This is a genomic window from Ignavibacteriota bacterium, assembly GCA_016716225.1.
Lineage (GTDB): Bacteria > Bacteroidota > Ignavibacteria > Ignavibacteriales > Melioribacteraceae.
On record JADJWT010000001.1, the window covers coordinates 2,190,652 to 2,213,685 of the forward strand.

Annotated in this window: 18 protein-coding genes; 4 read left to right on the plus strand and 14 right to left on the minus strand. The window is 29.0% G+C overall.

Going from position 1 to position 23,034, the window contains the following annotated elements:
- Window positions 1–12: 12 nt before the first annotated feature.
- The 11 genes from IPM32_09635 to IPM32_09685 all read right to left on the minus strand — a co-directional run bounded on the left by IPM32_09635 (window position 13) and on the right by IPM32_09685 (window position 15,127).
- Window positions 13–2,739, minus strand: a complete 2,727-nt coding sequence (locus IPM32_09635) for a pyruvate, phosphate dikinase (GenBank protein MBK8945515.1) — start codon at window positions 2,737–2,739, stop codon at window positions 13–15.
- Between the two features lie 32 nt (window positions 2,740–2,771).
- A complete protein-coding gene (gene lpxK, locus IPM32_09640; protein MBK8945516.1) occupies window positions 2,772–3,821 on the minus strand; it encodes a tetraacyldisaccharide 4'-kinase in 1,050 nt (349 codons plus the stop codon).
- Complete coding sequence (locus IPM32_09645; GenBank protein MBK8945517.1) at window positions 3,818–4,474, minus strand: lysophospholipid acyltransferase family protein; 657 nt, start codon at window positions 4,472–4,474, stop codon at window positions 3,818–3,820. Before IPM32_09645 ends, lpxK begins: the two co-directional genes overlap by 4 nt.
- Window positions 4,464–5,603, minus strand: a complete 1,140-nt coding sequence (gene lpxB, locus IPM32_09650) for a lipid-A-disaccharide synthase (protein ID MBK8945518.1) — start codon at window positions 5,601–5,603, stop codon at window positions 4,464–4,466. Before lpxB ends, IPM32_09645 begins: the two co-directional genes overlap by 11 nt.
- A 1-nt stretch (window position 5,604) precedes the next feature.
- Window positions 5,605–6,195, minus strand: a complete 591-nt coding sequence (locus IPM32_09655) for an isoprenylcysteine carboxylmethyltransferase family protein (GenBank protein ID MBK8945519.1) — start codon at window positions 6,193–6,195, stop codon at window positions 5,605–5,607.
- A gap of 3 nt (window positions 6,196–6,198) precedes the next feature.
- Entirely contained in the window at window positions 6,199–6,930 is a 732-nt protein-coding gene (locus tag IPM32_09660; protein MBK8945520.1) for an MtnX-like HAD-IB family phosphatase, read from the minus strand.
- The gene (gene smc / locus IPM32_09665) at window positions 6,930–10,517 is read right to left on the minus strand and encodes a chromosome segregation protein SMC (protein MBK8945521.1); all 3,588 of its coding nucleotides are present in this window, start codon (window positions 10,515–10,517) and stop codon (window positions 6,930–6,932) included. The genes IPM32_09660 and smc overlap by 1 nt, the downstream gene beginning before the upstream one ends.
- A 12-nt stretch (window positions 10,518–10,529) precedes the next feature.
- Complete coding sequence (locus IPM32_09670) at window positions 10,530–13,091, minus strand: hypothetical protein (GenBank protein MBK8945522.1); 2,562 nt, start codon at window positions 13,089–13,091, stop codon at window positions 10,530–10,532.
- Between the two features lie 178 nt (window positions 13,092–13,269).
- The gene (locus IPM32_09675) at window positions 13,270–14,025 is read right to left on the minus strand and encodes a triose-phosphate isomerase (protein MBK8945523.1); all 756 of its coding nucleotides are present in this window, start codon (window positions 14,023–14,025) and stop codon (window positions 13,270–13,272) included.
- Between the two features lie 12 nt (window positions 14,026–14,037).
- Window positions 14,038–14,274, minus strand: a complete 237-nt coding sequence (locus IPM32_09680) for a NifU family protein (GenBank protein MBK8945524.1) — start codon at window positions 14,272–14,274, stop codon at window positions 14,038–14,040.
- Between the two features lies 1 nt (window position 14,275).
- Window positions 14,276–15,127: an Mrp/NBP35 family ATP-binding protein gene (locus IPM32_09685; GenBank protein MBK8945525.1), complete on the minus strand. Its 852-nt coding sequence runs from the start codon at window positions 15,125–15,127 to the stop codon at window positions 14,276–14,278.
- A 146-nt stretch (window positions 15,128–15,273) separates the two neighbouring features.
- Here IPM32_09685 and IPM32_09690 point away from each other — a divergent pair, with 146 nt between their 5' ends.
- Genes IPM32_09690 through IPM32_09705 form a run of 4 tightly spaced genes read left to right on the plus strand, consistent with a single transcriptional unit; the run spans window position 15,274 to window position 19,198 of the window.
- On the plus strand, window positions 15,274–15,939 hold the full coding sequence (locus IPM32_09690) for a metal-dependent transcriptional regulator (protein MBK8945526.1): 666 nt from the start codon (window positions 15,274–15,276) through the stop codon (window positions 15,937–15,939).
- On the plus strand, window positions 15,936–16,958 hold the full coding sequence (locus tag IPM32_09695) for a metal-dependent transcriptional regulator (protein ID MBK8945527.1): 1,023 nt from the start codon (window positions 15,936–15,938) through the stop codon (window positions 16,956–16,958). Before IPM32_09690 ends, IPM32_09695 begins: the two co-directional genes overlap by 4 nt.
- A gap of 3 nt (window positions 16,959–16,961) precedes the next feature.
- Complete coding sequence (locus IPM32_09700) at window positions 16,962–17,765, plus strand: 50S ribosome-binding GTPase (protein MBK8945528.1); 804 nt, start codon at window positions 16,962–16,964, stop codon at window positions 17,763–17,765.
- On the plus strand, window positions 17,762–19,198 hold the full coding sequence (locus IPM32_09705; protein MBK8945529.1) for a ferrous iron transporter B: 1,437 nt from the start codon (window positions 17,762–17,764) through the stop codon (window positions 19,196–19,198). The genes IPM32_09700 and IPM32_09705 overlap by 4 nt, the downstream gene beginning before the upstream one ends.
- Before the next feature lie 13 nt (window positions 19,199–19,211).
- On the opposite strand, the gene ppk1 is transcribed toward IPM32_09705, so the two are convergent.
- From ppk1 to IPM32_09720, 3 genes are read right to left on the minus strand one after another with little or no spacing between them, the layout of a single operon-like run.
- Window positions 19,212–21,326, minus strand: coding sequence for a polyphosphate kinase 1 (gene ppk1, locus IPM32_09710; protein ID MBK8945530.1), 2,115 nt, complete (start codon window positions 21,324–21,326; stop codon window positions 19,212–19,214).
- Complete coding sequence (locus IPM32_09715) at window positions 21,319–21,813, minus strand: dCMP deaminase (protein MBK8945531.1); 495 nt, start codon at window positions 21,811–21,813, stop codon at window positions 21,319–21,321. Before IPM32_09715 ends, ppk1 begins: the two co-directional genes overlap by 8 nt.
- A 2-nt stretch (window positions 21,814–21,815) precedes the next feature.
- Complete coding sequence (locus tag IPM32_09720; GenBank protein MBK8945532.1) at window positions 21,816–23,033, minus strand: HAMP domain-containing histidine kinase; 1,218 nt, start codon at window positions 23,031–23,033, stop codon at window positions 21,816–21,818.
- Between the last annotated feature and the right edge of the window lies 1 nt (window position 23,034).

A 23,034-nucleotide genomic window follows, 5' to 3' on the forward strand; every position in this document is an offset into this window, starting at 1 on the left:
ATTAATCAGCTATTATTTTCTTAGTGCAGCTCTTGCTGCAGCAAGTCTTGCAATTGGCACTCTAAATGGTGAACAACTTACATAATTCAACCCGGTTCTATGGAAAAATTCAACAGATTCAGGTTCTCCGCCATGTTCGCCGCAAATGCCAACTTTAAGAGTTTTGTTAACCTTTCTACCTTTTTGAGTTCCGATTTGAACCAATTGACCAACACCATTTTGGTCAATACTTTCAAACGGATCGCGAGGTAAAATTTCTCTATCAACATAAAGTGGTAAAAATTTACCAGCATCGTCTCTTGACAAACCAAATGTAGTTTGAGTTAAATCATTTGTTCCAAAGCTAAAGAATTGTGCAACTTTTGCAATTTCATCGGCAATTAATGCAGCTCTTGGCAATTCGATCATTGTACCAACTAAGTATTCAACTTTTTTACCTTTTTCTTTGAAAACATCAGCAGCAACTTTTCTTACAATTGCTTCTTGAAGTTTTAATTCTTCTAGAGTTGCAACTAACGGAATCATAATTTCCGGTTTAACTTTTACACCTTTTTTAGCAACGTCAACTGCAGCTTCAAAAATTGCACGAGCTTGCATTTCTGTAATTTCGGGATAGCTAATTCCTAAACGGCAACCTCTAAATCCAAGCATTGGATTGAATTCGGCAAGTGATTCCATTTTGGTTTTCAATTTTTCTACCGTAACTTTTAATGCATCTGCAACTTCTTTTTGTTCTTTTTCTGAATGAGGTAAAAATTCATGTAGCGGTGGATCTAAAGTTCTGATAGTTACTGGTTTACCTTTCATTACTTCAAAAATTTCTGAAAAATCTTTTCTTTGTAGAGGTAATAATTTTACAAGAGCTTTCTTTCTTCCTTCTTCAGTTTCAGCAAGAATCATTTCTCTAACTGCAAGAATTCTATCACCACCAAAGAACATGTGTTCGGTTCTGCACAATCCGATACCTTCTGCACCAAATGCAATTGCATTGGCAGATTGATCAGGTTGATCCGCATTTGTTCTAATTCCTAAAGTTCTTGCAGCATCAGCCCAGCTCATTAAATCTTTATAAGTTCTATATACTTTTGATTTGCTTGGGTCCAATTCTTTTGTAATTAAAACTTGTACAACTTCTGATGGTTTTGTTTGAATTTCACCTTGAATAACTTCTCCGGTTGAACCATCGATTGAAATATATTCGCCTTCTTTAACAACTAAATCAGAATTAGCAACTTTCATTGTTCCTTTTTTATAATCAATTTCCAAAGCACCGCATCCAGCAACGCATACTTTACCCATTTGTCTTGCAACCAAGGCTGCGTGAGATGTCATTCCACCTTTTGCAGTTAAAATCCCTTCGCTTGCATTCATTCCTTTAATATCTTCTGGAGAAGTTTCAATTCTTACAAGAATTACTTTATCACCTTTCTTAGCCATTTCTTCTGCATCTTGAGCTGAGAATGCAATTTTACCTGCAGCAGCACCAGGTCCAGCATTCAATCCTTTTGCCAATAATTTGCCTTGAGAAATTGCTTGTGTTTTTTGTTTTGTATCGAAAATAGGTCTTAATAATTGATTTAATTGTTCAGGATCGATTCTCATTAAAGCTTCATTTTTAGAAATTAATTTTTCTCTAACCATATCAACAGCAATTTGAACAGCTGCAAATCCGGTACGTTTTCCAACCCTTGCTTGTAGCATCCACAATTTACCTTGCTGAATTGTGAATTCAATATCCATCATATCTTTATAATGTTTTTCTAATTTTTTTCTGATATCATCTAATTGTTTATAAACTTTAGCATTGTCTTTCTTAAGTTCAGAAATTTTATGCGGAGTTCTAATTCCAGCAACAACATCTTCACCTTGTGCATTAAATAAATATTCACCATAAAATAAATTTTCACCGGAGGCAGGATCACGAGTAAATGCAACACCGGTACCGGAATCTTCACCCATATTTCCAAAAACCATTGATTGAACGTTTACAGCAGTTCCCCAGCTTGCGGGAATACTATTTAATTTTCTATAAACAATTGCTCTTTCATTCATCCATGAACTGAATACTGCACCAACTGCTCCCCATAATTGTTTCATTGGATCAGTTGGGAAATCATGTCCGGTAATTTTCTTAATTTCTGCTTTAAATTCAGCAACTAATTCTTTTAAATGTTCAGCAGTCAAATCAGTATCTTTTACAATTTTATTATCACTTTTCTTTTTCTCTAAAATAACTTCAAAAGGATCATGATCATGCTTATCTTTTGGTTTTAATCCTAATACAACATCGCCGTACATTTGAACAAATCTTCTGTATGAATCATACGCAAATCTTGGATTATTTGTGCGAGCTATTAAACCTTCAACTGTAACATCATTTAATCCTAAGTTAAGAATTGTGTCCATCATTCCCGGCATTGAAGCTCTTGCACCACTTCTTACTGAAAGTAATAAAGGATTATTTTTATCTCCGAATTTTGCACCCATTTCTTTTTCAATTTTGGTAAGATTATTAAGAACTTGTGCTTCTAATTCTTTAGGATATTTTTTCTTATTATCATAATAATAAGTACAAACTTCGGTTGTAATTGTAAAACCTGCCGGAACAGGTAAACCAATATTTACCATTTCTGCAAGGTTAGCTCCTTTGCCACCTAAAAGAGCTTTCATTTCAGCTTTTCCATCAGCTTTTTTACCGCCGAAGAAATAAACGAATTTGGTATTTTGTTTCTTTGCCATCTCTTTTCCTCGAATCATTATTGTTTGAATAATTAGTTAAATATTTTTGAATCTATTTTTTCAAAAAATTTTTTTTCATCTTCTATAATTAATTCTATTTTTAGAAAATAAATATCTATGTCATCAAGTTCTTTGTTGAACTCCATTAATTTTACTGCATCTTTTTGCGTAGTTAAAACTGAATGAGAATTTGTACTGTAAAATTCTTTTCGAATTTGTTCAACTTCTTTTATTGTATATTCTTTGTGATCAGTAAAAATAATTTTATTCTTAATATTAATGTTATTTTCTTCCAAAACTCTTAAAAATGAAAATGGTCTTGCGATTCCGCAAACTACTAAACTATTTTGACCTTCAAACTCATTGATGGAATATTTTTTATAGTTTTTAACATCATAAATTCCTTCAACTTTGTAATAAGAAAAATATACTTCCTTTTCGGAAAAATGATGTTTGAGTTTTGTTGGAATATTAATTTTTGGTGAAAATTTTCTATTTATGATTACCATATCTGCACGACTAACAGATTCAAATGGTTCGCGCATATTTCCCAATGGTAATAAATTTTGTTCGATATCATTAACACTACTTAGAAATTTTTGATCAATTATTGCTATATCCAAATCACGCTTAATCCATCTGTGCTGAAATGCATCATCCAGAACAATTGTTTCTAATTCAACATCCATTAAAAATTTCTGTGCTCCTTCAACTCGTTTTTCAGCTACTGCTGCTGGAACTTTACATTCATTTGAAACGAGAATTATTTCATCACCGGATTTATTAACATTTAGCAAAGGAGTTCCATCTTTTGAAACAAGCAAATATCCATTGCTGTTTCTTCCGTAACCTCTACTTAAAACACCAACTTTATTATTTTTACTTTTTAAGTACTTTGTTAACATAATAACAAAAGGAGTTTTGCCGGAACCACCAACGGTAATATTTCCAACTGAAATAACCTTGCAATCAACTTTCGTTTGTTTGAAGATATTTTTATCAAACAGATCATTACGAAGATCAATAATGAGCTTATATAAAATTGTTAACGGAGATAAAATTATTCGGATAAACTTTATCAATTTATCTCCAGACTGGTTTCCAATTTAATTAATTCTTCTTCTAAGAATTTTATCATTTTATCAGTTTCTTCAAAAGAAAGATTTTTATCAATTTTATAAGGTTGAGAGTATTTTAAATTAATTTCACTAAAAAATTTTGGGATTTCAAATTTATCCCAATTCCTTAAAACAAATTTATTCTTATTTGAAACTCCCAAAAGAATTATAGGGACATCACTTTTTTTTGCTGTAATTACAGCTCCGGCTTTCATTTTATGAATTGGTCCTTTGGGTCCATCCGGAGTAATTAAAACATTTTTTCCATTTTGGGCAGAAAGTATTAAACTTTCCAAAACCTCTTTTCCACCTTTACTACTTGAACCTCGATGAACATCGTAATTCCATTTTCCCAAAATATTTGCTAAAATGCTTCCGTCTTTACTGCTGCTTATTATTGTTGATGAATTTGTATTTCTAAATAAAAACCATGGAGCAATCATTTTTCCGTGCCAAAATGCTAAAACATAATTTTGATTTTTTTCATCAAGCGATTCAATTATTTCCTTATTCTGTTCAGTTATTTTTAGTGAACCACAAAGCATGTTTACCAAAATACTTGCAAAGTGTTTTCCAATAAAATTCAAAGAACGTTTTTTAAAACTTTTAATTAACATTTAGTTCCGAATAAATTATTCCCGCAGCTTTTTTACTCGGATTTCCTTCCGTGTATAATTTATTTTTAATCTCACCCAAATCAATTTTTAATTTGGAAATTTTTTCTTCACTGCTTAAAATATCATCAACTACTTTAAAAATATTCTCTGGATTTACATCATTCTGGATTAATTCTTTTACAATAGTTTTTCCCGCAACAATATTTACCAAAGCAATATTTTTAATTTTGATTAAAGTTTTACCAATTAAATAAGTTAGAAAATTTGTTTTGTAGACTACAATAAAAGGTGTTCCAATAATTGCGGTTTCCAAAGTTGATGTTCCAGATTTAACAATTGCAAATTTTGAATTTCTTAATAAACTGTATGTATCATTTTTGATTACTTTGAAATTTTGTAACGATGAAAAATTTCTGATATAATTTTCATCGATATTATCTGCGCAAGCAACAGCTATTTGATAATTATATTTTTCGCTGATTTTTTCAGCGCTGACCATAAGTTCATTAAAGAACATACTAATTTCTTGTTTTCTACTTCCGGGAAGAATTGTAAGCAATTCTTTATTTGTATCTAAATTATATTTTTTAATTATTTCATCTTTTGTTAAAAAATTATAATTATCAATTTTACTTACCAATGGATGACCAACAAAATCCGAGTGAATTTTGTTTTCATCATACATAACTTTTTCAAAAGGGAAGAATACAATCATTCTAGAAATTAGATTTTTAATTTTAGAAATTCTTCCTTTTCCCCAAGCCCAAATTTGTGGCGAAATGTAATAAATATTTTTTATGCCTAATTGTTTAAAACTTTTTGCAATACTTAAATTAAATCCGGGATAATCAATAAGAACTACTGTTTTAATATTTTCATTTTTCACATGAGTGATTAAATCATTTTTAACTTTTTTTATAAACGGTAAATGTTTTATTATTTCAAAAAAACCAAGAAAGGACATTTCACTTATGTGATGTAATTTTTTCAATCCGCTCTTGATCATTCTATCGCCACCAATTCCGGAAATTTCTAAAGCTGGATCAATCTTTAAAAGTTCATCAATTAAAGATGAACCGTGTAAATCTCCAGATGCTTCACCGGCAATTATCATAATTTTTTTATTCACATTAACTAAAAATAAATGTCAAAATAATTATTAAAGAAATTATTACAATTGCTTGTAATGTTCTTCTTTCTGATTTTAATCCAGCTTTCAATTTCAACGGTTGATTTTTTGTATCTTCAGTTTTATACGCAGAAATTCTTGGAAATAATTTTGGAACATTGATTTTATATTCTTCATATTTCTTACCAAAAGTTTTTGTAAGAAATTCTTCTTCTTCAGCAATTATGAAAAAATATTGAAAAATAAAAAATGCCAATGCAATTATTTGAAGATATGGAAATAACGCCATTGACATTATTCCAATTCCCAAATAGATCAAAATATTTCCGAGATAAAGCGGATTTCTCAAGTGAGCGAATGCACCGCTAATAATTAACTGATTTGCACCAACGCCGGATGTAGTTCGTGTTGCGCTTCCAGCATAAACAACTCCCCAATATCTAAAAAGTTCACCGATTACGACAACTGCAAAACCAATTAAAATACTTACTAAAGTTGCCTTTTGAAAAATAATCATCAAAATTACAAATGGAATTGGGGTGTAGCTTCTGTTCTTAAAAAGTATTTTCCCTAATTTTTTACTTATCGTCATTATTTATCCTTGCATAAATGCATCTCGTCTTTTCAAAGATGCTTGATGTCTTTTTTTAATTTTTTTCTTATTCGCTAACTGAGTTACAATTTTCAAAACATCATTAAAATTGTTAAATGGGAAATACGGAATTCTATTTTTCTCACAATATTTTAGAAGTGATCTTTTTGCAAATATATAATCACAATGTTGAGCTGCGCAAGTATCGGAATATCCATCGCCAATATAAATATTTATATCTTCCTCACTTGAAGAATTGAGAATATGATTTCTTTTGCAATTTGCACAATCTTTGCATTCCTCATCTCCATAAGGGAAAGAGGGAATGAGCGAATTATTTTCATTGATCAACAGTTTATTTGAGAAAATTTTTAAATCATCAAATTTATATTTCTTAGAAATTTTATTGATGTAATAATCTAAACCATCACTTAAAATAGTTGTGGAAAAATTATTTGTTTTACAATATTCAACAAATTCAAGAAAATAAGGATCTAATTCAACTTCATCTAAAAATTTATCAAATTCAGTTTCATTAAAATTTTTTACTGTTTTGCATAACTCAATCCATACTTTTACGGAACTAATTTTGCCGTCAACCCATTCATCAATCACACTTTGACATTTTTGTGGATCACCGAATTTAATAAACATATGCTCGCCAACATCAATGTTGGTAATAGTTCCGTCAAAATCTATATAAATATTAAATTTTTTATTTTGTAAGTTTTGCATTAAGCAGAAACACTTATTTCTTCGTTAAATTGAACACCGACTAATTTTGAAATTCCTTCTTCTTGAATTGTAACACCGTACATATTTTCCGCTGCTTCCATAGTTCTTTTATTGTGTGTAACAATTATGAACTGGGTATTATCACTAAAATCTTTCAGCAATTTTGTAAAACGATCAATGTTTGCATCATCAAGCGGCGCATCAACTTCATCCATAATACAAAACGGACTTGGTTTAACAAGATAAATTGCAAACAGTAATGCAGTTGCAGTTAAGGTTTTTTCCCCTCCGGATAAAAGTTCAATTCCGGTTGGACGTTTACCTTTTGGTTTTGCAATAATTTCTATTTTTGCTTCTAACGGATCTATGCCTTCTTCAAGAATTAAATCTGCTTCATCACCGGGATTAAAAACGGACTGAAATATTTTCTGAAAATTTTGTTTAATTAAAGCAAATGTTTCCATAAAAACCGTTTCAGCAGATTCATTAATTTCTTTAATTGTATTTATCAAATCTTTTTCAGAATTGACTAAATCATTTCGCTGTTGTTCTAAAAATTTCAACCTTTCATTTTCTTCTTCATATTCTGAATATGCAAGTAGATTAATTGGACCAAGATTTTTTAATTTTTCTTTAAATGAATGAACTTCTTCCGAAGTTGACTTGAAATTAAAAGTTTCGATATCATCAAATTGTTTTGGCTCAAGCTGAATGCTGTATTCATCTTTTATATGATTTGTGAGATTTTCCAATCTAATAGAAATCTCATTTTCTTTAACTTGAATTTGATGAATTCTATCAGAAATATTTTGTCTTTCATTTCTAACGGAATTTAATTTATGTTCAAGTTCAGATGAATTATTTTTCTTTTCAAATAATTCTTTTTCAATTTTTGTGATTTCTTCAGCTTTAATAATTTTATCGGCATTTATTTCATCATATTCCGCTTGAGTATCTTCAATCATTGAGCTGATTGAATTTATTTCGCTCTGAGAATTATTTATTTCTTGCAAAAGTTTTTCTATTGTTTTTGAAAGTGAATTGCTCGTTTCTTTCGATTGATTAAGCAAATTGGAAGTATTCTTACTCTCACCTTTTAATCTTTCAAGCTCAATTTGGAGTGTATTAAATTCTGATTGGAATTTTGAGAAATCTTCTTCTTGATGCTTTAGTGAAATTTCAAATTGACCTAATTCATTTTGTAAATTATTAATTTGAGTTTTCTTTTCATCGAATTGCAAATTATAATTTGTTAATTCATTTTCTGTAAGATTTAATCCACTAACAGTTTCTTGAATTTCTTTTTGAATTCGTTCGATATCATTTGCAGATTTGCTTTTTTCATATTCAAGTTGAGAAATTTGTTTTTCAATATTATTAATTTCGTTGATTAAAATTTTTCCTTGATCGGAAATTATTTTCAAATTAATTCTTGAAGCTTCCTCTTCTTTCTCTTCAATAAAATTTCTTAACTTGCTTAAATTATTTTCCAATTTTGGATATTCATTTTTCAAATCATCAAGCAATTTTCTTCTTCCGAAAAGAGAATCTTCCAAACTTTCCGAAGAACCAGCTTCTACAATTCCGGAACTTGTGATATAATCTCCTTCAACAGTAATAAAATTAAACTCCGGAAAAATTTTAATTAAATTAAAAGCACTTTCTAAAGTTTTGATAATAGCTGTATTTGATAAACTTTGATCAAAATAATCTTTCCATTTTGGTTCAACTTCAATTAAAGTATTTGCCCAGCCAATAAAATCAATATGTTTTTCAATCTTTTTAGATTTGCGTGATAAGGAATAATTATTAATTTTATTCAACAATCCTTTCTTCTGAGAAGTTTCTTTAATTAAAAAGTATGCTTTACCTAATTGATTTTTTTTGAGATAATCAATTGCAGATTTTAATTCATCAACAGAATCAATCAAAATATTATTCAACACAGTTTTTAATGTTGTTTCAATTACAAATCTGAATTCTTCTTTTGGCAATCCAACATCGGCAAGAATAAATTTATCTTTTGTCGTCCAGCCTTCGCTTTCAATCAAAGCTTTAGAACCTTGCGAAACACCTTCTAAATTATTAATTAAATTTTGGAAAAATTCTATTTTGTCTTTTACGTTATTTATATTACTTTTTTCTTCAAGTTCTTTAACTCGTAATGCAGAAATTTCTTTTTCTAAATTCTCTTTTAGTTCAAAATTCTTAGCATAAATTTGTTCAGATTCTTTAAACTTTTGCTCGACTTGCATTTTTTCATTTTCTAAATCTTCTAAAAATCCAACACTTTTAGCAATGCTTGAAGTTATTGTTTGAATACTATTATTAAGCTTTGCCAAAGTTTGATTGAATTGTTCAATAGATTTTGTGTTGTTTGAAATTTTATTTTCTAACGATGAAAATTCTTTTTGAGAAATATTAAAATTTTCAAAATTGGATTTATAAATTTCTCTATTTGAAAATAAATCAGATCTTTTTTGCTCAAGAATAGTTTTATTTTCCGAAACAATTAATTCTTTTTGCTCAAAATCAGAATTTAACTTTTCTAACTTTTGTGAAAAATTTATAATGTTTTGTTCAGCATCTTCTTTTTCAATTTTATAATCTTCAATATTATTTTCAAATCTGTTGATATTATTTTTTAATGATTTTGTTCGTTCTTGAGAAACAGAAATATTTTTGTTTAGGTTAAATATTTTCTCGGTGAGCTGAGAAATTAAATTTGATTTTTCTCTGTAAGAAGATTCAATCAAACTTATTTCTTGTCGAAGCTGAATTAATTTTGCTTCAATATCTCTTCGCTGATTATCGATTTCTTCTTTTTGATTTTGTAAAACTGAAGATTCATTTGCAAAATTACTAAGCTGATTAGTGAACAATAAAAATTCTCGTTCGGCCAAACCAAGTTCTAATTCACGCAATTCTGTTTGCAATTGATTATATCGATCGGCTTTTTTCGCTTGTCGTTCTAAAGATTTTACATTTTTATCAACTTCAGAAACAATATCATTAACGCGTGTTAAATCTTTTTTTACTTCATCAAGTTTATTTAATGAAAGTCGTCTGCGGAGCTTGTATTTATTAACTCCGGCAGCTTCTTCAAACATTCTTCTTCGCTCTTCAGCTTTATTGCTTAAGATAGTTTCAATCATTTTTAATTCGATAACGGAATAAGCATTTGTTCCCATTCCGGTATCCATAAAAAGATTTGTAATATCTTTCAATCTGCAAATATTTTTATTTAGCAAATATTCGCTTTCACCGGATCTGAATATTCTTCTCGTAATTGTAACTTCGGAAAAATCTGTTGGAAGAATTCCTTTGTCATTCATTATTGTTAACGAAACTTCAGCCATTCCCATAGGTTTTTTGGTTCTAGTTCCATTAAAAATAACATTCTCCATTTTGTCACTTCTTAAAGTACTGCTTTTTTGTTCACCTAAACACCAGCGAATTGCATCAACAATATTTGTTTTGCCGCAGCCGTTTGGACCCACAATTCCGGTAATTCCTCTTGTAAAATCAACAACGGTTTTATTAGCAAAAGATTTGAAACCGAATATTTCTACTTTTGACAGATGCAAATAATTTTTCCTTTATATCAGTTCAAACTGCTTAAGAGCTAAACTGATGTAATCAATTGTGTTTGTAAAATATTGAAAATAGATTACAAGAATTACTGTTGCAAAAATTAAAAAGGCAAAACTAAACAAATAGACGAAGAAAGGTCTAACATCAAAAATAACGTAAATGCCTTTAAGAAATCTTTGAATGTTCCAGACAAGAAAGACAATTAAAATTCCATATATAAAATAATTGTATGAATTTAATTGAAGAATTTTATAAAGTATTGTTTCAAATGGAACTAATAATGCTAATGGTAGAAAAGCCCAAATTGCAACAGCATATACACTTGAAAACAAAACTCTCGTTTTCACAAAGAAAGATGATGCATGAAATATTAAGCTTAAAACTATAAAAAGTACAATTGTGAAAATGAATAAGTAAATAAATGATTCAAGTGGATTCCAAGATAAATAAGATATAATCGAACTTAGTTTATAACTTCCAAAAGCAATTATAATTTTTTCAAAAAGAATATTTGATTTTAGATAATATAGAATTATTGAAAAAAGTAGGGAATTAGAAACTGCTAACAATACCATTAAAATATTTGATTGAAAACCGGTTAATATTCTTTGGTCTCTAATATCAGCATAAAAATTGTAAGGTCTCAACAAAGCGCGAGTTGTATCTTCTCTGAATTTCCTTTTGGAATTAATAAGCAATGCAATAATTATTGAATTTAACAATGCAGCAATAATAAAAATTAAAGGTGCATCATCGCTGGTGTTTCCAATTGGAATTGAAGTTTTAGAATCTGAAGTTAATCTTGATTTTATTACATTATAACTTAAACGAGATTCTTCATCATTTTGTGGTAAGATTCCAATTGAATAATTTCTTTTTGCATTATATCCGGAAAAAAACGGAGAGAAATCGCCATTAAAATCAAACATGGAGTTGAAAATAAAACCTTTTAAATTTGATTCATTTGTAACATCCATAATTCCATCAAAAAATTTAGCTTGTCCTTCAAAAGAAAATTCATTTAAATATCCGTTTGTGGCACCATTGTATGTTGGGTAAGTAGCTTCACTAATAAAATAATAAAGTGAATCATCTTTTGTTTCATTGGTAAAATTATTTATAAATAGAGATGGTTCTTCCGCATAAATTTCAATTCCGTATAAATCTAATCCTTCAATAATCTCGCCATTATATTTTCCAAAAAACGATGAATATGTAAGTTTATTTTTTGCGTTGGATTTAATTGTTTTATTTATAAAACTTAAAAACTGTGAGTGACTTTCTGAATTTCTTAAATAAGAACCACCGGCTCCAAATGCTAATATTGAATTGTATTTATTAAAATACTTTATTGTATTGGTTAAATATGAATTTGCTCTATTTCTAAAATTATTATCATCTGTAAAATTTTCTGGAATGGAATTTACAGGTAGTTCAATTAGTGAAAACAATCCATATTTTTCGCAAAGATAAACTGCATATGGATGTGGAGTGGATCTGCTAAATCTTACTGTATTAAATCCAGCTTCTTTAATTTTTCTAATATCATTTTCAATTCTGCGTAAACTTGAAATTGATTCAGAATTAGATCTAATATAAGTAACCCCTCTAATAATAAAATCATTACCATTAACGGTAATGGATTTATTATTTTTTTTTACATCAGTAATGGCAATACTTCTTTTAAATTCATCAAAAACATAACCAGTGTTATTCGTCAATTTTAAAGATATAATATATGATCTTGGAGATTTTGGATGCCATAAAGTTGTTTTATTTAACAGGAAACCAAATTCAGTTTTAAAATTTCTATTACCGGTTGGGTTAATGTTCCAAATATTATAATAAATTCCGGAAGTATCGAAATTCATTTTTACAGAAGCTTGAAGTTTTAAATTTCCATCATAATATTGAAATGTAGTATCAGAAAGTATTTTTGAAATATTTTCTAATTCAACTTCAAAATTTACGTTGTTTTCAATTTTATATGAAATATCTTTAATACTGATTTTTGGTTTGATCAACAAATAAACATCTCTAAAAACTCCGCCGAAATTTGTTGGAAATAAAAATCTCTGCAAAAGTGGAATTGTGCTTTCAGAATTTATATCATATTGAATTTTAATTCTTAGTGTATTTGGTGAATCATAATTTAGTAAAGATTCGGAAAGATCAATTTTAAAAGGAATTTCCCCGCCAGCGTGTTTATAAATGGTTGCATTATTTAAAAATATTTCTGCTGAGTAATTCAATCCTAAAAAATTGAGTTGAAATAAATTTTTCGAAATTTTTTCACCGTCAAAAGAAAATTCTTTTTCAAATATTACAGTTTTTTTAGATGTAAACTTTAAAGGAAAATTAACTTCACTGTAATTCTCCGGTTCATCAACAAAAAACACTTTCCAAGATTTATTTAGATTTTGAATCGATCTTGTTTTTGTAATTCCCAAAAATAATGAGTCTTTTAATTGATCCAAATCAGATGGTAACTGATCAATTTTAAACTGAGCTAATAAATTTGTTTGAAATGTTATAAAAATGAAGAGAAGAAGATATTTTTTTAGCATTTAAGTAAGAAATTTGTAATAAAATAGTCTGAAAATATACTAAAAAAAAGGAGGGAAATCAATTTGTTGTAAATTTGTTAAATTATTGTTATTAAACAAGTTAGAAGATTTTTACAAAATTATTTTAAATTTTTAGCAAACATGCCATATTTATAAATACGGCATGTTATTTGTAAATTTAAACACTTAATATTATATCTCTGAAAGAATCAGCTTTTAAACATGCACCGCCGACTAATGCTCCATCAATATCCGGTTTTGATAATAATTCTTTTGCATTTTTTGCGTTTACGCTTCCACCATATTGAATTGTAATTTCGGATGCAATTTCTGAGTTTGTTAAATTTGTTAAAAGTTTTCTTATAAATTCATGAACTTCTTGTGCTTGTTCCGGAGAAGCTGTTTTACCGGTTCCTATTGCCCAAATTGGCTCGTATGCAATTACGGTATTTTTGATTTCCTCATTTGATAAACCATTTAAACATGCTTTAATTTGAGTTTCTACAACATTAAATGTTGTTGCGTTTTCTCTTTCTTCCAAAGATTCGCCGCAACATAAAACTGGAATTAAATTATTTTTTAATGCTTGTTTAACTTTTAAATTGATAAATTCATCAGTTTCACCAAAAATAGTTCTTCTTTCTGAATGGCCCAAAATAACGTAATCGCAACCGACACTTTTTAACATATCTGCTGAAATTTCACCAGTAAAAGCGCCGGAATCAACAGAATGCATATTTTGTGCACCTAATTTTATTACAGAATCTTTTATCAATGATTTAACAGCTTCCAATGAAACAAATGGTGGGGCAACAACTACTTCTGCATTAATTGTCTTTCCATCTAATTCAGTTTTCAAATCTGAAACTAATTGAATTGCATCGGACAAATTTTTGTTCATTTTCCAATTTCCGGCAATAATATACTTTCTCATTTTTCTCCAAATTTAATTTATTGATTCAACTCTTTTTATTTGTGGAATTGCGTTCATTAAAACTCTTTCAACACCGGCGCGTAATGTCATTGTGGACATTGGACAATTTAAACATGCGCCAATTAATTTAACTTCTACAATTCCGTCATTCGTGATATTTACAAGTTCAATATCACCATTATCTTCTTTTAAAAATGGTCTTATTGATTCTAAAGTTTGTTCAACAAGATTAAAATCTATTTGTGTCATTTTACAATTCTATTTCAATTTCTGATGATGAGGAAGCATTATTTTCAACCGATGTAATTAAATTTTGTGCAATTCCAATTATTATTTGTGATTCTTCACTTTCAGGTAAAACTTGAACTATTGGTTTCCCATTGTCTCCGCCTTCACAAATTCTTGGATCAATTGGAATTCCGCCCAGAAATCTTGAGTTTAAATCTTTTGCTAAACTTTTACCGCCGCCGGTACCAAAAATATTATATTTATTGCCGGTATCTGGAGCAATAAAATAACTCATATTTTCAATAATTCCGTAAACTGGAACATTAACTTTTTCAAACATTTTCAAACCTTTTTTCGCATCAATTAATGAAACTTCTTGAGGAGTTGTAACAATAATTGCTCCGGTTAAGGGAATTGTTTGCACCAATGTTAATTGAATATCTCCGGTCCCAGGAGGTAAATCATAAATTAAATAATCAAGTTCTCCCCAATCAACATCAGACATAAATTGTTTTAATGCACCGCTTGCCATTGGTCCGCGCCAAATTACGGGATTATCGTCATCAATTAAAAATCCAATTGACATCAATTTAATACCGTAATTCTCCAACGGAATCATTTTATTATTTCCTTCACTTTGAAATATTTTTGGTTTTCCGGTAATTCCCATCATTAATGGAATACTTGGACCATAAATATCCGCGTCTAATAAACCAACTTTTGCACCTAATTTTGCTAAAGCCAAAGCTAAATTTACTGAAACTGTACTTTTTCCAACTCCACCTTTTCCACTAGCAACAGCAATTGTATATTTTACGTTAGGTAAAAGTTTTGTGTGTAAAGTTCCTATTTGTCCACTTAAATTTTCCGCCATTTTCAAAATCTTTCTTTTAAAATTTTTAATATCTAAAAATATGAATATCGAGTTTGATAACCAAGTTACAAAGTTTTAGAATACTTAATTAAATAAATAAATTATACTTGATTCTAAAATTAAGTATACTTAACTTTAGTTTATATATGGCAACAATATCTAAAGAAAACTATTTAAAGACAATTTTTTTGCTGAATAGTATTAGTGGGAAAATTATTACTTCATCTGAATTGGCAAAAGAGATGAATGTAACAAAAGCAGCAATTTCAGAGATGGCAAATAAATTATCTGAACAAGGTTATGTTGAATATCAAAAATTCAAAGGAATTAAATTATTAGCAAAAGGGAAAAAAATTGCTGTTGATGTAATTCGTAAGCACAGATTATGGGAATTATTTCTTATAAAAACTTTAGGATTATCTTGGGATGAAGTTCACGCAGAAGCTGAAAAATTGGAACATTATACAACTGCAAATCTAATTGATAAAATAGATGAACATTTAAATTTTCCGGTTTTTGATCCGCATGGAGAACCGATTCCAAATAAAAAAGGCGAGTTTCGCGCCGAAAAAAATGATATTCCTTTGAAAGAAAGTTTAGTTAATAAAAAATATATTATCGCTCGAGTAAATGACAGATCAGATGAACTGATGAAATATTTATCAAAAATTAATATTTCCCTCAACAAAGAAATTTCTATTATGGAAAAAATAAATTTTGATGGATCAATAATTATTGAAAGTGATAAACATAGACAAATGTTAAGCGAGAAAATAACCGAAAATATTTATGTGAGGGAAATTGAAAAATGATTATTAATCCAATAATATCTTTGATATTATTTTTAGTTCTTATAATAATATTGATTGCAATTTTTTATCCGCAAAAAGGAATTTTTGCAAAGTATAAAAAATTGAAAATTTCCAGTCAAAAAGTTCAACTTGAAGATGCATTAAAACACATTTTTGATTATGAATACCAAAATTTAAAACCAACTATAAATAGCATTGCCGGAAATCTTGAAATTTCAACAGATGCAACTTCTAAAATTGTAACAAAGTTAAAAAAGTTTAATTTAATCGATATTAATGAAAATGGAATTTCGCTTACGAACTCTGGAAAAAATTATGCTTTGAGGATTATAAGAGTTCATAGATTATGGGAAAGTTATTTAGCAGATGAAATTGGAATTAAAGAATCAGATTGGCATGATCAAGCTGAATTAATTGAACATTCCATGACTCCGGAAGAAGCTGATATTTTATCGGCAAAAATTGGGAATCCTAAATTTGATCCGCATGGCGATCCAATTCCTACCAACGATGGAATTTTACCGGAGAAAAAGGGAATATCATTAAATGAAATTTCAGTTAACTCAACAATAAAAATTCTTCATATTGAAGATGAACCGAAATCAATTTACTTAAATCTTGTTGAAGAAAAACTGTTTCCCGGAAAAGTTATAAAAGTTGTAAATAAATCATCAAAAAAAATTACAATTCTTATTAATGGAGAAGAAAAAAACATTTCTCCATTATTAGCACAAAATGTTCACGTTGAATTAGTTGACCAAAATGAATTTATTGAAGAAATTCAAAAAGATTTATTAAGCTTAAAAGTAGGTGATACTGGAGAAATTTTACAAATTCTTCCGGAGTGCAGAGGTCAACAACGAAGAAGATTATTAGATTTTGGAATTGTTCCCGGAGCAAAAATTTCTGTTCTGATGAAAAGTCCATTAAATGATCCAATTGCATTTGTTGTAAAAGATACAATTGTTGCATTAAGAAAAGATCAAGCAAAACAAGTAATACTCAAGAAAGTTGGTTAGGAAATGATAAATCAAAATAGTGATTGTGTAAACTGTCCGGCTCATAATTTACAAAATCTTGTAAAACTTGGTGTTGATATGCAAGGCTTTAATTATGTAGTTGCGTTAGCCGGAAATCCAAATACTGGAAAAAGTACAATATTTAATAACCTTACTGGTTTACGTCAACACACTGGAAATTGGCCCGGAAAAACTGTTACTCGTGCAGAAGGTGGATTTGAATTCAGAAACAATAAATTTAAAATTGTTGATTTGCCTGGAACATATTCACTTTTATCAACAAGTTCAGATGAAGAAATTGCGCGAAATTTTATTTTGTTTGCACAGCCGGATGTTACAATTATTGTTGTTGATTCCACAAAACTTGAACGAAATTTGAATTTGGTTCTTCAAATTTTAGAAATTACAAACAGAGCAATTCTTTGCCTAAATATAATAGATGAAGCTCAAAGGAAAAAAATTATAATCAATCAGCGTGAATTATCAAAACAGCTGGGAATTCCAGTTGTATCAACATCTGCAAGAAGTAAATTTGGAATGGATAATTTACTGGAATATATTCATCAAGTTGCAAAAGGTGAATATGTTTGTAATCCGCATAGAATTAAAGGATACTCAAAAAGAATAAATAAAATTATTGATCAACTTAGTGAAAAGATAAAAAATGTTTTTCCTGATTTACCAAATGTAAGATGGGTTGCAATAAGATTGCTAGAAGGTGACCAAACAATTATTGATGCAGTAAAATCCGGTGAAATTGGAAAAATTGGAAAAATTTCTCCGGTTCAATTAGGGGAAGCAGTATGAATAAATTAGATAATTCTTTTACAGATAAAAATATTGAATTATTAAGTTTTGCTGATTCTTTGCGTTGGGATTTGAAAGAAAATCTTCATGATTCAATTACTGAATCAATTTTCAAAGATGCAAGTTTAATTGCATCTAAATCCATCACAAATGAGAAAAGTAATTTAAGAACCAATTGGGAAATTTCTTTAGATAAAATTGTTACAAGCAGAATGCTTGGTTTTCCGATAATGTTTTTTTTGTTAGCAATAGTTTTCTGGCTTACAATTCAAGGTGCAAATTATCCATCAAGTTTAATTGCAGAATTCTTAATTGATAAAATTCACCCAATATTAAAAACATTTTCTGCATCAATTGGAATACCATTTTTTATTGATGGACTTTTAATAGATGGCGCATATTTAGCTATGGCTTGGGTTATAAGCGTTATGCTTCCTCCAATGGCAATATTTTTTCCGCTTTTTACTTTGTTAGAAGATTTTGGTTATTTACCAAGAGTTGCATTCAATATGGATAAATTATTTCAAAAAGCCGGAGCTCATGGTAAACAAGCTCTAACAATGAGTATGGGATTTGGCTGTAACGCTGCTGGAGTAATTGCTGCAAGAGTAATTGATAGTCCGAGAGAAAGACTAATTGCAATTATTACAAATAATTTTTCATTATGCAACGGAAGATGGCCCACACAAATTTTAATTGCATCAATTTTTATTGGGGGGTTGGTACCGCCAAATTTAGCAAGTTTAGCTTCAGCATCGGCAGTAGTTGGTATTGCGCTTTTAGGAATATTTTTAAGTTTAGTTACATCTTGGGCACTTTCAAAATCTGTATTAAAAGGTGAGGCTTCAGCATTTAGTTTAGAACTTCCGCCATACAGACCGCCTAGAATTTTACAGACTCTTTACACATCTTTAATTGATAGAACAGTTTTTGTTTTATGGCGTGCAATTGTTTTTGCTGTTCCGGCGGGGATTGTAATTTGGTTAGTTGCAAATATTAACATCAATGAAATTTCTTTAGCAAAATATTTTATTGATTTTACAGATCCCTTTGCACTATTTATTGGGTTGAACGGAGTAATTATTCTTGCTTACGTTATTGCAATTCCGGCAAATGAAATTGTAATTCCAACTATTTTAATGTTAACGGTATTAAGTGCGGGAATTACTGATGCTGGAGCCGGTTCCGGAGTTATGTTTGAATTGGATTCCGTAAATGAAACTGGAGAAATTTTAAAAGCCGGAGGTTGGTCACTTTTAACTGGAATTAATTTAATGCTTTTCAGTCTTTTGCATAATCCGTGCTCAACAACTATTTATACTATTTATAAGGAAACGGGAAGTTTAAAGTGGACAATATTTTCTACATTATTTCCGATAATTTTGGGATTATCAGTTTGTTTTTTAGTTGCTCAAGTTTATAGATTATTTTAGTAAAGAAATAAATTTATTTTAACGAATATAGAGAATTACCTTTCATTAAAATTTCTTGAACAGAAATTTCTTCTTCACCTTCAGCTGGAGAAATTCTAAAATATTCACCATTTGAATCTAAAATTCTTGCTTTCGTATTATCATCAAGAAAAACTTGCAGAACATTATTAAAAATATTTTCCTTAATCTTTTTATTTTCAATAGGGAAGGTTGTTTCAACGCGTCTATCTAAATTTCTCTGCATTAAATCGGCGCTACTTAAATAAATATCATTATTACCATTATTGTAGAAATAATATATTCTTGAATGTTCTAAAAATCTTCCAATTATACTTCTAACATTAATATTTTCACTAAGTCCTTTTACTTGAGGTTTTAAGCAGCAAATACCTCTAATAATCAAATCAATTTTAACACCATTCTGAGATGCATCATAAAGTGCAGCAATTATTGCGTTATCTACAAGAGAATTAAATTTAAATATTATTTTTCCTTGGCCGCCATTTTTAACATTTTCAATTTCTCGACTAATTAAACCAATTATTTTATTTCTTGTATTTATTGGTGATACAATTAATTTTTTAAATTCAGTTTTTTCAGAGTATCCAGTCAAATAATTAAATACTTCGGAAACATCTTCGCAAATTTCTTTATCGGCTGTAAATAAACCAAGATCGGTATATAATTTTGCAGTTGATGCATTATAATTTCCAGTTCCTAAATGTACATATCTTTTAACACCGTCACTTTCACGTCTTACAACCATTGTCATTTTTGAATGAGTTTTTAACCCAACCAAACCATAAACAACATGAACTCCGGCTTTCTCAAGTTCTCTAGCCCAAAAAATATTATTTTCTTCGTCAAATCTTGCTTTTAATTCAACTAAAACTGCAACTTGTTTTCTGCGTTCAGCAGCTTCAATTAAATATTTTACAATTGGGGAATCTTGTCCTACTCTATACAAAGTTTGTTTAATTGCTAAAACATCCGGATCTTGCGATGCTGATTTAATAAAATCAATAACCGGAGCAAATGAATCATACGGATGATGAAGTAAAATATCACCTTTTCTAATAAGTGAAAATATGTTTTCATTTTCATCAATATTTATAAATGGTTTTGGCTGGTGCGGAGTTTCTTTCAAATGATGAAACGGAAGATTATACAATTCCATAATGTTGCTTAATCCCAAAGGACCATCAATAAAATGTATATCAGTATTTTTGATATTTAAATTTTCAATAAATGTTTCAATCATAAAATTTGGAATATCTTTTTCTACCTCTAATCTAACAACCGAACCGAATTTACGTTGCTTAATGTTTTCTTCAATTACTTGAAGCAAATCATCGGCTTCATCTTCTTGAATACTGATATCGGTATTTCTTGTTATTCTAAAAAGATGAGAACATTCAATATTAATTCCGGGGAAAAGAAAATGTAAATTCTCTTTTATTAAATCTTCTATCCAAACAAATTTTGCAGATAGTTTACCATTCTTTTTCGGCTGATTGGGATATAAAATTTTATCAATTCTTAAAAGTCTCGGAAGTATATTTGGAATTTTAACCCGCGCAAAATGTTTTTCTTTTTTTGATGTAGAAATTAATACTGCAAAACTTAAACTTAAGTTTGATATATATGGAAAAGGTCTTCCGGGATCAAAAGCAAGTGGAGTAAGTACTGGAAATATTTCATTATGAAAATATTGGCTTAGTGCATCTTGTTCATTTTTGGGCAGATCAACTAATTTAGAAATCAAAATATTATTTTGTGTTAAATCTGGAATTATTGTGTTTTTCCATAGTTCAGAAATTTGATTCAACAAACTATTAACTTCTTTATCAATTGCACGTAATTCTTGGAAAGGTGTTAATCCATCTATTGTTGCCGTAATTATGTTCGCTCTAATTTGTTCTTTGAGTGCAGAAACTCTGATCATATAAAATTCATCAAGATTTGTAAAAAATATTGAAATGAATTTTATTTTATCAAGCAAAGGTAATTTGGGGTTTAAAGCTTCTTCCAAAACGCGCTTATTAAACTCAAGCCAGCTTAAATCCCGGTTTATAAAATTTTCGGCTTTGTAATATTTTTGAAAAATATCATTCGACATTTTACTCATCTTTCTTAATTTCCTTTGCGGAAGAATAATTTTTCAAATCATAATTAATAGAATTTTTCGGAATTTCCAATCGTCTAATTTCAACATTTGCAATTTTAAAGAATTCTTCAGCTTTTGTATCATGATAATCGGAAAAAATAACAATTTCCTTAATTCCCGCTGCAATTAAAGCTTTTGAACAGTTTGTACAAGGCATATTTGTAATATATGCAGTTGCGCCAAGCGTGCTTACTCCGTGAATTGAACATTGAATTATTGCATTCATTTCTGCATGAATTGTTCTAACACAATGATTATCCACAATCATACATCCGTCATCTTCACAATGTGCATCTCCGGGAATTGAGCCGTTGTAACCGGTTGATAGAATTCTTTTATTTCTAACTAAAACACATCCGCAATGCATCCTTGGACATGTAGCTCTTTCCGAAACGAGCATTGCAAGTTTTAAAAAATATTCATCCCAAGACGGTCTATTGTCGCTCATAATTATTCTTGAACCTTAATAAATTTTTTATATAAAATTAGTAAAAAAGTTGTTCCCTCGTTAGGAATTGAAGATTTTAATAAAAGTTTTCCCTTGTGATAATCTTCAATTATTCTTTTTGATAAACTTAATCCCAAACCCCAACCTCTGCTTTTTGTACTGTAACCAGGTTTGAAAATATCTTTTCTGTTTTTGGGATTTATTCCTTTACCGTTATCTGAGACTTCAATTTCAATAGTGCTTTCTTTTTCTTCAACGGAAACTAAAATTTTACCTTTTTTGCTCCCAATTGCATCTATAGAATTTTTAATTAAATTTTCAATCACCCATTCAAAAAGTGAAGCATTTAAATTTAAGAAAATAGATTTCTGATTTAAATATATTAACTCTACTTCTTTGCCGGTTTGTGGAATTCTTTTTTCAAAATATTTTAATACCGAATTTATTACTTCATTTAAATCATTTTTTTTGAGAACCGGTTTTGAACCAATTTTAGAAAACCTATTTGTAATTTTATCTAAACGAGTTAAATCGCTTTGCATTTCATTTGCAACATTTACAACTTCTTCCGGTTTTTGATATTTTAATTCGAGTAATTCCACCCAGCCCATTAAGCTTGAAATTGGAGTTCCCAATTGATGAGCAATTTCTTTTGCCATTCCAACCCAAATATTACTTTGCTCAGTTTTTTTAACATAACTAAAACTAATGTAGGAAATTGTTAAAAACAAAATTGCAAATAAAACTTGAAGAAAAGGATAATATTTCAACTTTTGAATTAAAACAGAATTCCCAAAATAAATTTTATTAAATACTTTTTCTTTTCCGTCTAAATCTTTAAAAGAAACATTTATTGGGTTATGCACAGTTGCTAATTCTTTTACTTTGTTTATTAAAAAGGCATCAATTTCTGGTTGTGTTAGGTTTGAATCTATTTCAATATTTTTAATTCCAGCACCTTGACTTCCGCTTATTGGAATACCACTTGTATCAGTCAAAATTAATGGAAAATTTATTCTCTTAATTATATTTTCAAAAATGAAAGTTAAATCAGCATTATTATCAGAATTTGGATTGGCAATAAATTCAAGAGTATTTGCATAAAGTTCTGCTACTTGAATTTCTCGTTTTTGTAATTCGTTTACAAGAGATTGTGTGTAATAAAATGTTCCTGCAGTAATTGACAAAGCAATTACAAGTAAAACAAGTTTAAAATTCATA